Origin of the sequence: Planotetraspora phitsanulokensis (genome assembly GCF_016863295.1) — a bacterium.
GTDB lineage: Bacteria > Actinomycetota > Actinomycetes > Streptosporangiales > Streptosporangiaceae > Planotetraspora > Planotetraspora phitsanulokensis.
In genome coordinates, this window is record NZ_BOOP01000022.1 from 75,421 (window position 1) to 87,916 (window position 12,496).

Sequence of the window (12,496 nt, forward strand, 5' to 3'; positions counted from 1 at the left end):
CGCGCCGACGAAGGCGACCACCAACGAATGACGTGAGAGGCAGGTGTTCGACAATGCGTCGTCATCGTGCGGGAAGTTCGTTTCCCGGCGTGGTCGTCACCGCACGGCTGCTGGCACTGACCACGGCCGCCCTCACGCTTTCCGGATTCGTCGCCACGCCACAGGCGAGCGCGAACGGAGGAAAGGCCCGCCAGGGGCGATGGGTGTCCTTCTTCCCGGACGAACACGGCCCGGTCTGGAACCACAACCACGGACGGCACAACCAGAACGCACCGGCCATCAACAGCCCGACCACCGTCACCGGCGTGCAGCAGGTCTCGAGCGTCAGCGAGAACACCAACACCCAGTCCGGCTTCTGTAAGGCGGGGACGAAGTTCTGCAAGATCTCCCAGAAGCTCTTCTTCCGCCGCCGGTGAGAGCGCACATCGGGCTGGGACCCGCATTCACCGGAGTGAATTGAATTTCCTGTCCTTCTGCCGGCAATAATGCGGTAATAACGCGCGCATTCATCGCGGGAAACACGATCGATCGCAGGCCGCCACGTATGCTGGCGACGGCTCCGGACGGCAGGAATGCCTGCCAGGACTCGTCGATTCAGCGGGGGGACGATGATTTGCCAGCGGTACGGCAGGGCGCTCGGAAAAAAGACCGCCGCCGCGTACGTCGTCGCGGGCGTATCCGCCTCGACTGTATTCATCGGCGCGCTGGCGCCATTCCCCGCGAATGCGGGCGTCAGAGATCCTCGGCCGGCGAAGAAGGCCGTGGATCCCGGCCCCGACGTCCTTTCCGCCAAGAGTGAAGACGGGCTCTACGGCCGTCAGAACACGTCGACGACCACGGCCTCGGGCGCGACGAGCGTGCAGAACGCGCTGTGCCGCAAGGCCAAGGTCTGCAACATCACGCAGAAGGTGATCGTGGTCGCCCCCACGCCGACCGCGATCCCGGAGCCCGTGGCGGCCGCCGAGCCCGTGGTGGCCACCGAGCCCGTGGTGGCCACCGAGCCCGTGGTGGCCACCGAGTCCGTGGTGACGCCCGAGCCGGTCGCGCTCGAGCCGGAGGCCGCTCCCGTCCTCGCCCCCGAGCCGGTGCAGCCGTCCGTCCTCAGCCTGGGATTGCTCCTGTTCCTCCGCGGCGGGACCTGGTGACCTGACCCCGACTTCTCCGGAAGAGGGACGGTCCCGGCAGCTCGTCCGATCAGGACGTGCCACCGGGACCTCCGGGATGACACGGCGGCGGGCGGCCCGTCGCCGTGCGACGGTCAGACGCCCACAGCGGTGGGAACGCCGGCGGTCCGCCTGCCGAGGGCACGGTCGGTGAGACCGCCGAACAACAGGCCCAGCGTCCCCCACACCGTCAGCTGGATGGCCAGCGAGGCCAGCCGGAAGCGCCACAACACGGTCGCCGAGAAATCACCCGGAACCTCGTTCACCTCCGGCATCACCACATAGGTGATCCCGATGATGACGGCGAAGACTCCCACGGCCGCCAGGGTGGCGTTCCACCCGCCGAGCCGCGGCGCGAGCCGGCGGCCCGCATACAGCGCGACGGCGGTCGTGAGCAGGCTCAGCAGGATCATCGTGACGTACAGCGTGGTGCGGGAGCCGATGGTGTCCTCGCTCCCTACCGCGGGCGGGTTGGGCGGGTACTTCAGGAACGGGACGACATAGATCACGGCGAAGCCGACCAGCGCCACCAGCGCCGCGGTCGTCCGAGGCCGGAAATCTCCGATCCGGCCGTGCGCGAACGCGAACACGATGGAGAACAACCCGCCGAAGGCCACGCCGTACACGACGAGAGCGGTGATCAGGCCGAGGGTCTCCTGAACGGTCCGGCTGAACACCTCGTGATCATGCGCCTCGCCGGCCGCGGCCGCCTTGGCCTCCTCGAACGAGATGGCCAGAGCGACCTGGGGCTCACCGAGGAACCACGCGACGACGTACGCGAGCGCGGCCGCGGCAAGCCCGACGAGCATGCCGCGGATCAGCAGAGATCGCATCATGGGAGCGAGTCCCGGCCGTCAGTGGCAGGGGAAGCCGAGAAGGTGACGTCCGTCGTGGACGAATTCGTGGACGGTGCTGCCGCTGATGATCGACGTGGCCCCCTGCTCGGCGCCGACGAAGTACAGCAGAGCCAGTCCGAGAACCGCGGCGAACACGGCCCAGGGAACGATCTCGCGAACCGGGATGCGGATCGGAGCGGTCTTGCCTGAAGGAACGGCGACGTTGGCCACGGTTTCTCCTCTCGGGGTCACGCGCCCCGACGACGGAGGACAACGGGTCAGTCTTCTGACTCCCGAGCGCCGCTCTTCCCTGGCCGTTTCCGCCTGTCACAACGGTGGCCACATCGGGGGAGAGGGACTCTCGGTCACAGCGGCGGGACCGTCCTGGAATCGCACCAGGTTCCTGCACACCGTTGCCTCAATGTTGATTTGTCCCCCAGAGACTCCCTCCTTCCTGCTTGTGACGTCAAGGCCACTTTGAACAATGTCTTCCGAATCACGGTCATCCATCCCTGAAGCCACCTGCCCCACGCAGTGGCAGGAAGGTAGGCTGATCGTCATGCATCGTGTGTCGTGTCCGAGTCGGTGGCGCTCCGCTTAGGAGCGGCCATCTCTCACGCACGACACAGGGCCGTTCGGATGGACGGCCCTTCGTGTTTTCTCCCTGGATGAGCGGTCGCCGTCGGAACCGGCCCTGACCCCGTCTCGCCCTTCAGGAGAACCACATGATCACCGACCTAGACGTCGACCGTCCGGCCCTCATCGACGGGATCTCCACCGTCCAACGCCGCAGTGCCGCTCTGGAGGAACTGATCCGTCAGGACCCTGGGCGGTTCCGCGTGCTCACCGGCGACCGCCCGACGGGCCGGCTGCACCTGGGGCACTACTTCGGCACCCTCCACAACCGTGTGCGCCTGCAGAACCTGGGAGTGGAGATGCTGGTGATCATCGCGGACTACCAGGTCCTGACCGATCGTGACGTCGCCGACCGCCTCCCCGAACACGTCGAGGACCTGGTGCTGGACTACCTGGCCGTCGGCGTGGACCCGGAACGGGCCACGATCTTCACCCACAGCGCGATTCCGGCGCTCAACCAGCTGCTCCTGCCGTTCCTCAGCCTGATCACAGTCGCCGAACTCGGCCGCAATCCCACCGTCAAGGAGGAGATCGCCCAGTCGCAGCAGTCCTCAGTCAGCGGACTGATGTTCACCTACCCGGCGCACCAGGCCGCCGACATCCTGTTCTGCAAGGCCAACCTGGTGCCGGTCGGGCAGGACCAACTGCCTCATCTTGAGGTCACGCGCACCATCGCCCGCCGATTCAACAGCCGCTACGGAAACGGCGTCCAGGTCTTCCCCGAGCCCGACGCCCTGCTGTCGTCGGCTCCGCTGCTGCTGGGGACCGACGGCACCAAGATGAGCAAGAGCCGCGGCAACGCCATCGCCCTCGCCGCGAGCGCCGACGACACCGCCAGGTCGATACGCACCGCGAAGACCGACTCCCACCGCCACATCACCTACGAGCCCGACACGCGGCCAGAGGTCTCCAGCCTGGTCCTCCTGGCCGCACTGTGCCTGGACCGCGATCCCCACCAGGTCGCCGAGGACATCGGCGGCGGGGGAGCGGCGGCGTTGAAGGCGACCGTCACCGAGGCGGTCAACGCCTACCTGGCTCCCATCCGGGAGCGCCGCGCCCTGTACGCCCAGGACCGCGGTCACATCCGGAAGGTGCTGCGTGACGGCAACGAACGGGCCGCGGCCATCGCGGAGACGACCCTCACCGAAGTGCGGACCACGATGAACGCCCTCTACTGAACAGACTCATCCGCCCCGGGAACACGGGGATACTGGATCGGTGACCCGCCCTCTCCTGCTCCTCGACGTGGACGGCGTCCTCAATCCCTTCGCCGCGGCTCGGTGCCCCCCGGGATTCGACGAGTACGCGATGTTCGACGACGAGGAGCCAGTGCGCCTCTGCCCAGAGCACGGACGGTGGATCTCCGAGCTTGGGCGGCTGTGCGACGTGGCATGGGCCACGGGCTGGAACGACAACGCGAACCGTCTCCTGGCGCCCGTTCTCGGGATTCCCCCCTTGCCGGTGTTGGCCATGCCGGCGCCGTTCCAGCCCCGGGACAAGGTGCCGGTCATCGCCGCCGCGGCGGCGGGACGTCCCGCCGTGTGGATCGACGACGCCCATACGCCTGAAGCCCTCGACTGGGCCGGAGGGCGTCGCGAGCCCACGCTGCTGGTCGCGATCGATCCCGCGATCGGGCTGGGCCGTACAGCCGTCGACGAGGTTCTGAGGTGGGTTACCGAGCTTGACCGCCCGCCGCGTCCAGCGCCCCCGGCCTGATCGATCCTGGTCACATTCGGTACACGCAGCCAATAGATCTTGTCCGTCAGGCGGACGATGCCTCCCTTTTTCGTTTCTCACGGAATCCCGTCCGACTTCCATGAGAAACGAAAAGGGACACACCTTGGTCGGCCGTCCGTGGCACGCCTGGTGGACGGCTACCGCACCTCGTAAAGCATCGTGTCCGCGTCCTCGAACCGCTCGACGACGGTGAATCCCTCGTCGGCGTACAGCGCGGCCGCGTGATTCGCCCGCTCGACGCTGAGTGAGATCCGCTCAATCCCCAGCTCGCCCGCGACGCGGACGAGTTCGCGTAGCAGGGCCCGCCCCACTCCACGTCCGCGCCATTCCTCGCACACACCGATCGTCAACTCGGGGACGTCATCCGCCACATGGCCGTAGCCCGGATCAGCGGCGGGCAGCCGTCGTAGCCATGCCGCTCCGCATGGCCTCCCGTCCATGCCGACCGCGATGACTCCGAGGTCATCCGGTCGCGGCCAGTCCGCGACATAGTGCGCGAAGGTGGGATTGGACAGAACCTGCTCGCGTGAGAGGTTGCTCGTCGGGGACCAGTTCACCGCCTCCACCAACATGTCAGTGAGAAAGTCCAGGTCAGCGGCTTCAGCGGCACGAACGGCGAAAGGGGTCGGCACATGGGCACCGTACCGGCGTTCCCCCTCACATGCTCTACTGCGTGAGGTTCGTCGGGCTGTGCGGCGTCCACTCTCCACAGGGTGTGGACAAGGATGGAAAGGGGGCGAGCCTATGTGGCAGGACATTCTCATCGGTGTCCTGGTCGCCGTCGCAGTGAGCTGGGCACTCCTGATCACGGCGTTGGCCGTCATGCGCCCGAAAGGGCCGCTGCTCGGCGAAGCGCTTCGGATTCTGCCTGACCTCCTGCGCCTGCTCCGTCGGCTGGCGGCCGACCCCGGCCTGCCCCGCGGCGTCCGCGTTCGCCTCGCCCTGCTGCTCGCCTACCTGGCGTTCCCGATCGACCTGATTCCCGATTTCATCCCCGTGCTCGGTTACGCCGACGACGCGATCATCGTGACCGCCGTGCTGCGCGGGGTGGTCCGGCGTGCCGGCCTGGATGCCGTCCGACGGCACTGGCCCGGTAGCGACGACGGTTTCGCCGCACTCTGTCGCCTGACCGGACTCAGGAAGGGGGATGAGCGCGCGATAAGGGAGGAGAGCCCATAACGGCCTGAATAGATCGGCCGGCCCGTTGTCGCTCCGGCCCAGTTCCTACGTTTGAGCCCAACGACTACCTTGGGGATGTCGATTCTCTCTTTTTCTTTTTCTCCACGATTCTCATCACCACTGGGCTGGTCCAGTTCCTGGGAGTGCTCGCGGCACTGAAGGTTCGGGATCATCGACGCCGGAAGCGTGGCGAATCGTGAGTTCGTAGGTCCAGAGGTCCCGCTCGGACGCGACAACGTATGACATGCCGGGCCAGACAGGTCTGTAGACGCCGAAGGTCGAATCAGCCAGACTTGTCCTCCCCCAAAAGATGGAGGATCAAGTGGCGGGGCTCGGGTTACCTGAGATCTTGTTTGTCCTAGTGGCGTGGGTCGTTCCGGCGGTGGCGTTCTTCTTCCTCATCTATTGGGCAGTCCGGCTCGCGATCAGGCATGAGGGAAATCGGGCGCTGAACGCACGCGAGACGCGGATCACCGACGCGCGAGACGTCTGAGGCAGGGCGCGCGTCCAAGCGCTTCGCTGTCCTGATTTCTCGCCTGCTGGTCCCTTCCCAGCCGGCTACGGCCCGCCTTGTGCGCGGGCTGATCTCTCGGAGCGTCGAGGCATGAGAAAGGCCGCTCTCCGATGATCGGAGAACGGCCTGTGAACTGTGGTGGGGCTACCAGGACTTGAACCTGGGACCTCTTCCTTATCAGGGAAGCGCTCTAACCGTCTGAGCTATAGCCCCGCGTTGCGCAAGGAACGTTACCGCATCCCGTATCGGGAGGCGAATCACGCCTGAACGAGGAAAAGCTTACCGTGTCCACACGGCTGCCGCGCCTTCCGGCGTCGCCTTCAGGCGCGCCCAGCGCGATTCGTACGGCTACCGCCCACGAACGGGGGCGGTAGCCGTACGGGTGGCTACTCGGCCTCGCTGAAGGTGACCTCGATGCCGCCGACGAACTCGGCACACACGTTGTAGATCACCGCACCGAGGGTGGACAGAGCAGTGATGAGCACGACGTTGATCGCGCCCAGCAGGCCCGCGTAGCCCAGGATGCGACCAGGGGCGAACCAGCTGCTGATGTCCAGGGTGCTGGCGGTCTTGGTGTCACCGGTCGTGAGCTGCGTGACGGCGTCCGTGATCGAGCTGAACACGCCGATCCCGGACAACACGCCGTACAGGATCGCGACCGCCACGAACAGGATGACGAAGCAGACGATCGAGATGACGAAGCTGAACTTCATGGCCGACCACGGCTCGATCCGCCGCAGCACCAGGTGAGCCTTGCGGGGGCCCTTGGCGTCGCCCTTCTTCCCCTTGCCCTTGGGCAAGCCGCTCGGGGCGTCCTTCGGCCGCTCGCCGATGCTGAACGCGGACCCGCGAGCAGGGGCGTCCTGTGCCGATGCGGCCGCCGCGGGTGCGATCGGCGACGCGGCGGACCGAGGGGGCGTCGAGGAGGAGGAACCGGCTGCCGGGGCGGCGCCGGGCCGGGAGCCGTCCCCAGGCGAGGGGGTCGGCCTCGGGAAGGCCGACGTGGGGGAGTCGGTCACCGGCGGCACCGATGCCCCGGGCCCGCGAGCCCCGCCCCTCGGAGCGGATCCGGCGTCCGGCTTGCCGCCGAACGGCTTGTCACCACCGAGCGGCTTGTCGCCGCCGGGCTTGGACTTGCCGATCCCGGAGCCGGATCCCGGACCCGACGCGGCCGCCTCGTTCTTCACGGGCTTAGCTCCGGTGGACCCGCCTGCCGTACCGCTGCGCTCGGCAGGAGAGGCAGCGGACGGTGTCGCGGCGGAGGGCTTGGCGAAGGGAGCGGTCTGGTCGGAACCGGACTGACGATCGGCCGGCTTCTCGCCGTCCTTGGACGACTGCTTCTTCCACGGTTGGTCGGCCGCGGAGGTGCGGATGCGCACAGTCGCGTTGTCGGAGTCGGACTCGGGCTTCCCAGCCGGAGTCGCATCTTCTTTCTCGGACGCCACCTCGACGACGTTAGCGTCTTTGTCCACCCGCTCGGTAACGCCGTCCCTCATCGAGGACGACGCCGGGCGGGCTCCCGGCGATTTTTTTCTGGCTGCCCCGGTCGCCCGCGCTCCGCCGCTATCACTCATGCATCGTCTCCTGCCCCGTTTTCCTCGATCTCCACTGACGCGAGCTCTGTCGGCTCGGTCTGGGCCGATTCGACGGACTCCGACTCGGAATCGTCCGTGTTGGCGTCCAACGCCTCGGCATTGCGGGCGAGGGCGACGACGCTGTCCCCATCAGCGAGGTTCATCAGGCGCACCCCCATGGTCTGGCGGCCCGATTGCTTGATCTCACCCGCGCTGGTCCGGATCACTCCACCGGCCGAAGTGATGGCGAAGACCTCGTCTTCGGGCCTCACCATGACGGCTCCGACCAGCTTGCCACGGGCGCTGACGATCTTCGCCGTCAACACCCCCTTGCCACCCCGCCCCTGCACGGGGTACTGGTCCGCGGGAGTGCGCTTCGCATAGCCGCCCTCCGTCGCGATGAGCACGTCATCACCGTGACTCGCGACGTTCATCGCGAGGAGTTCGTCCCCGTCGAGGAACCGCATGCCGATGACCCCGCTGGTTGCGCGGCCCATCGGTCGGAGAGCCTCGTCGCTGGCGGTGAAACGAATCGACTGCGCGTTCTTGGAAACGAGCAGCAGGTCGTCCTCCTCCGAAACGAGTCGTGCGGCGATCACCTCGTCATCTTCGCGCAAATTGATTGCGATAAGACCACCAGATCGGGGCGAATCATATTCGGAAAGCCGGGTCTTCTTGACGAGACCACTCCGAGTGGCCAGCACCAGATACGGCGCGACCTCGTAATCCCGCAGATCGAGAATCTCCGCGACGTGCTCGTCCGGCTGCATGGCGAGCAGGTTGGCCAGGTGCTGCCCCCGAGCGTCGCGGCCCGAATCCGGCAGTTCGTACGCCTTGACCCGGTAGACCCGGCCCTTGTTCGTGAAGGCCAGCAGCCAGTGGTGGGTCGTGGTGACGAAGAAGTGCTCGACGATGTCGTCCTGGCGGAGCTGGGCGCCCCGGACTCCCTTGCCGCCGCGCTTCTGCGCCCGGTAGAGGTCGGTGTTGGTGCGCTTGGCGTAACCGCCGCGGGTGATCGTGACGACCATGTCCTCTTCGGCGATCAGGTCCTCGATGGACATGTCGCCCTCGTAGGCGATGATCTCCGTCTTACGGTCGTCGCCGAACCGGCTGATGATCTCGCTGAGCTCGTCGGCGACGATCTGCCGCTGCCTGGGCTCGGAGGCCAGGATGTCGAGGTAGTCGGCGATCTGTGTCATCAGGCCGTCGTACTCGTCCTGGATCTGCTGCCGCTCCAGTGCGGCCAGCTTGCGCAGCTGCATGTCCAGGATGGCCTGCGCCTGGATCTGGTCGATCTCCAGCAGTTCCATCAGGCCGCCCTGCGCCTCGGCCGCCGAGGGCGACCGCCGGATGAGGGCGATGACCTCGTCCATCCGGTCGAGGGCCCTGAGCAGTCCACGCAGGATGTGGGCCCGCTCCTCCGCCTTGCGGAGCAGGAAGCGGGTCCGCCGGACGACGACCTCGATCTGGTGCTCGATGTAGTGCCGGACGAACTGGTCGAGACGCAGCGTCCGCGGCACGCCGTCCACCAGGGCGATCATGTTGGCGCCGAAGGTGGTCTGCAGCTGGGTGTGCTTGTAGAGGTTGTTGAGCACGACCTTGGCGACGGCGTCGCGCTTCAGCACGATCACCAGGCGCTGGCCGGTCCGGGAGGAGGTCTCGTCGCGGACGTCGGCGATGCCGGTGACCTTGCCGTCCTTGACCAGCTCGGCGATGGTGAGCGCGAGGTTGTCCGGGTTCACCTGGTACGGCAGGGCCGTGACGACCAGGCACTGCCGGCCCTTGGCGTCCTCCTCGACCTCGACGATCGCCCGCATCGTGATCGAGCCGCGCCCGGTGCGGTAGGCGTCGTCGATGCCGCGGCGGCCGACGATCAGGGCGCCGGTCGGGAAGTCCGGCCCCTTGATCCGCGCGATGAGCCCTTCGAGGAGCTCCTCGTCGGTCGCCGTGTGGTTCTCCAGCGCCCACTTGACGCCCTCGCCGACCTCGCGGAGGTTGTGCGGCGGGATGTTGGTCGCCATTCCGACCGCGATGCCCGCGGCACCGTTGACCAGGAGGTTCGGGAACCGCGACGGCAGGACGATCGGCTCCTGCGACCGCCCGTCGTAGTTGGGCTGGAAGTCGACCGTGTCCTTGTCGATGTCGCGGAGCATCTCCATGGCGATCGGCGCGAGGCGGCACTCGGTGTACCGCATCGCCGCGGGCGGGTCGTTGCCCGGCGAGCCGAAGTTGCCCTGACCGTCGACCAGGGGATAGCGCAACGACCACGGCTGCGCGAGCCGTACGACCGTGTCGTAGATCGAGGCGTCACCATGCGGGTGGTAGGACCCCATGACGTCACCGACGACACGTGAGCACTTGAAGTACCCGCGGTCGGGCCGGTAACCGCCGTCGAACATCGCGTACAGCACGCGCCGGTGCACGGGCTTGAGACCGTCCCGCACGTCCGGCAGCGCACGGGACACGATGACCGACATCGCGTAGTCCATGTAGCTGCGCTGCATCTCGGACTGGATGTCGACCGGTTCGACGCGATCGGCGGGCGGTCCGGGAGGCGTGTTCACTTCCGTCACGGAAAGATCCTTCTGCTAGACGTCGAGGAAACGGACGTCACGGGCGTTGCGGATGATGAAGTTTCTGCGGGCCTCGACGTCCTCGCCCATCAGTACGCTGAACAGCTCGTCCGCCTGGGCGGCGTCGTCGAGGGTGACCTGCAGGAGCACGCGGGAGTGCGGGTTCATCGTGGTGTCCCACAGCTGGGCGGGGTTCATCTCGCCCAGACCCTTGAAGCGCTGCACGCCGTCGTGGAGGCGCGGGTCGCGCCGGCCACGGCCGACGCCGTCCTCGATGATCGCGTCGCGCTCCCGGTCGGAGTACGCGTAGGACGCGTCCTCGCCCTTGCGGTCCCACTTGATCTTGTAGAGCGGCGGCTGGGACAGGTAGACGTGGCCGGCCTCGATCAGCGGCCGCATGAAGCGGAACAGCAGCGTCAGCAGCAGCGTCGTGATGTGCTGCCCGTCGACGTCGGCGTCCGCCATGAGGATCAGCTTGTGGTAGCGCAGCTTCTCGATGTCGAACTCGTCGTGCACACCGGTGCCGAGAGCCGTGATCAGCGCCTGGACCTCGTTGTTCTTGAGGACCTTGTCGATGCGGGCCTTCTCGACGTTCAGGATCTTGCCGCGGATGGGCAGGATGGCCTGGAACTTGGGATCCCGGCCGCCCTTGGCCGAGCCGCCGGCCGAGTCACCCTCGACGATGTAGAGCTCACACTTCTCAGGATCCGACCACTGGCAGTCGGCCAGCTTGCCCGGAAGGCCGCTGCCGCTTTCGAGCAGGGACTTGCGACGGGTGAGGTCACGGGCCTGGCGGGCCGCGATGCGGGCGCGGGAGGCCTGGAGCGTCTTGCTGATGATGTCCTTGGCCTCGCCGGGGTTACGCTCGAACCAGTCGCGAAGGTGGTCGTTACACGCCTTCTGGACGAACGACTTCGCCTCGGTGTTGCCCAGCTTGGTCTTGGTCTGGCCCTCGAACTGGGGATCCGCCAGCTTCACCGAGATGATCGCGGCGAGGCCCTCGCGGATGTCGTCACCGGTGAGGTTGTCGTCCTTACCCTCCTTGAGGAACTTCTGCTCGCGCGCGTAGCGGTTGACGATGGTCGTCAGCGCCGCGCGGAAGCCCTCCTCGTGCGTGCCGCCCTCGGCCGTGTTGATCGTGTTCGCGAACGTGTAGATCGACTCGCTGTAGGAGGCGTTCCACTGCATCGCGATCTCGACCGAGATGCCCTCGCCGTGCTCCTCGAAGTCGACGACGGAGCTGTGGATCGGCTCCTTCTTCGAGTTGAGGTGGGTGACGAAGTCGGCGAGGCCGCCCTCGTAGTGGTACTTGACCTCGACCGGCTCGCCGTTGACGTGGTCGGGCCGTTCGTCGCGAATGATCATCGCGAGGCCCTTGTTGAGGAACGCCATCTCCTGGAACCGGCGCGTCAGCGTCTCGAAGTTCCAGACGGTCGTCTCGAAGATGGTGTCGTCGGCCCAGAACGTGGTGGTGGTACCGGTCTCGTCGGTCGGCTCGCCCCTGGTCAGCGGACCGGTCGGCTTGGAGTGGTCGTAGGACTGCCGCCAGTGGTAGCCGTCCCGCTTGATCTCCACCTCCAGCTTGGTGGACAGCGCGTTGACGACCGCCGCGCCGACGCCGTGGAGGCCGCCGGAGACGGCGTACGACTTGCCGTCGAACTTGCCGCCGGCGTGCAACGTCGTCATGACCAGCTCGACCGCCGGTCGCTTTTCCACAGGATGTTCACCGACGGGGATGCCGCGGCCGTTGTCCACGACCCGGACGCCGTTGTCGGCGAGCAGCGTGACCTCGATCGTGTCGCAGTATCCGGCCAGCGCCTCGTCGACAGAGTTGTCCACGATTTCGTAGACCAGATGGTGGAGACCCCGCTCGCCCGTGGAACCGATGTACATTCCCGGGCGCTTGCGGACCGCCTCGAGTCCTTCTAGAACGGTGATTGAGCTTGCGTCGTAGGACAAGTGCGAAATCCTCCTGCCAATGGACACGCGGCGGGAGGTCGTCTCGCTCGGCCGCCCCTGCCGTGCCCGTCACCGTCGTGAATGCCCCGATGCGCCCACCCTGGGGGAAAACGACCCTCTGGGTCGGGGGGTGACGCAAACCGGACGTGTCCTTAAGTCCACATTCATTCTACCGGTCCTGGAGACCGGAGGGGGCATTGACGGGGGCTGTGATGCCCTGTCGCGTGTTGATCATGGTTTTGAACTGTCCCCACCCGAGACGGGGGTCGAAGCCTCACACGCGATTTTGGGCCGGTTCGGGCTTTCTCCGGCGTCCTACGGCTCA

The 12,496-nt window shown here is 66.8% G+C and carries 11 protein-coding genes, 1 tRNA gene and 1 riboswitch; of the genes, 5 read left to right on the forward strand and 7 right to left on the reverse strand.

The features are described from left to right. The first annotated feature begins 53 nt into the window (after nucleotides 1-53). Both Pph01_RS24120 and Pph01_RS24125 read left to right on the forward strand, forming a co-directional pair. Nucleotides 54-416: a hypothetical protein gene (locus Pph01_RS24120; protein WP_204075435.1), complete on the forward strand. Its 363-nt coding sequence runs from the start codon at nucleotides 54-56 to the stop codon at nucleotides 414-416. Between the two features lie 192 nt (nucleotides 417-608). Continuing rightward, nucleotides 609-1,145 (forward strand): hypothetical protein, encoded by a 537-nt coding sequence (locus Pph01_RS24125; protein WP_204075436.1) that lies wholly within the window; start codon nucleotides 609-611, stop codon nucleotides 1,143-1,145. 113 nt (nucleotides 1,146-1,258) lie between these two features. Here Pph01_RS24125 and Pph01_RS24130 read toward each other — a convergent pair whose 3' ends face one another. Next, nucleotides 1,259-1,999, reverse strand: a complete 741-nt coding sequence (locus Pph01_RS24130; RefSeq protein WP_204075437.1) for a CbtA family protein — start codon at nucleotides 1,997-1,999, stop codon at nucleotides 1,259-1,261. A gap of 18 nt (nucleotides 2,000-2,017) precedes the next feature. Next, nucleotides 2,018-2,230 carry a CbtB domain-containing protein gene (locus tag Pph01_RS24135; RefSeq protein WP_239116967.1) on the reverse strand — a complete coding sequence of 71 codons (213 nt, stop codon included), beginning with the start codon at nucleotides 2,228-2,230 and terminating at the stop codon, nucleotides 2,018-2,020. 28 nt (nucleotides 2,231-2,258) lie between these two features. Then, a riboswitch (cobalamin riboswitch) is annotated at nucleotides 2,259-2,428 on the reverse strand. Nucleotides 2,429-2,724: 296 nt separating this feature from the next. On the opposite strand from Pph01_RS24135, the gene trpS reads away from it, so the two are divergent. Beyond that, nucleotides 2,725-3,813: a tryptophan--tRNA ligase gene (gene trpS / locus Pph01_RS24140; RefSeq protein ID WP_204075438.1), complete on the forward strand. Its 1,089-nt coding sequence runs from the start codon at nucleotides 2,725-2,727 to the stop codon at nucleotides 3,811-3,813. Between the two features lie 40 nt (nucleotides 3,814-3,853). Next, nucleotides 3,854-4,351: a hypothetical protein gene (locus Pph01_RS24145; protein WP_204075439.1), complete on the forward strand. Its 498-nt coding sequence runs from the start codon at nucleotides 3,854-3,856 to the stop codon at nucleotides 4,349-4,351. 158 nt (nucleotides 4,352-4,509) lie between these two features. Here Pph01_RS24145 and Pph01_RS24150 read toward each other — a convergent pair whose 3' ends face one another. Further along, nucleotides 4,510-5,004, reverse strand: coding sequence for a GNAT family N-acetyltransferase (locus tag Pph01_RS24150; RefSeq protein ID WP_204075440.1), 495 nt, complete (start codon nucleotides 5,002-5,004; stop codon nucleotides 4,510-4,512). 112 nt (nucleotides 5,005-5,116) lie between these two features. Here Pph01_RS24150 and Pph01_RS24155 point away from each other — a divergent pair, with 112 nt between their 5' ends. After that, nucleotides 5,117-5,551 carry a YkvA family protein gene (locus Pph01_RS24155; protein ID WP_204075441.1) on the forward strand — a complete coding sequence of 145 codons (435 nt, stop codon included), beginning with the start codon at nucleotides 5,117-5,119 and terminating at the stop codon, nucleotides 5,549-5,551. Between the two features lie 650 nt (nucleotides 5,552-6,201). Here the strand turns inward: Pph01_RS24155 and Pph01_RS24160 are convergent. The 4 genes from Pph01_RS24160 to gyrB form a co-directional block, all read right to left on the reverse strand. Next, a tRNA-Ile gene (locus Pph01_RS24160) sits at nucleotides 6,202-6,278 on the reverse strand. Nucleotides 6,279-6,451: 173 nt separating this feature from the next. After that, entirely contained in the window at nucleotides 6,452-7,510 is a 1,059-nt protein-coding gene (locus tag Pph01_RS24165) for a DUF3566 domain-containing protein (RefSeq protein WP_239116968.1), read from the reverse strand. Between the two features lie 125 nt (nucleotides 7,511-7,635). Then, the gene (gene gyrA, locus Pph01_RS24170; RefSeq protein WP_204075442.1) at nucleotides 7,636-10,212 is read right to left on the reverse strand and encodes a DNA gyrase subunit A; all 2,577 of its coding nucleotides are present in this window, start codon (nucleotides 10,210-10,212) and stop codon (nucleotides 7,636-7,638) included. Between the two features lie 15 nt (nucleotides 10,213-10,227). Continuing rightward, nucleotides 10,228-12,171: a DNA topoisomerase (ATP-hydrolyzing) subunit B gene (gyrB, locus tag Pph01_RS24175; RefSeq protein WP_204075443.1), complete on the reverse strand. Its 1,944-nt coding sequence runs from the start codon at nucleotides 12,169-12,171 to the stop codon at nucleotides 10,228-10,230. Nucleotides 12,172-12,496: the final 325 nt, after the last annotated feature.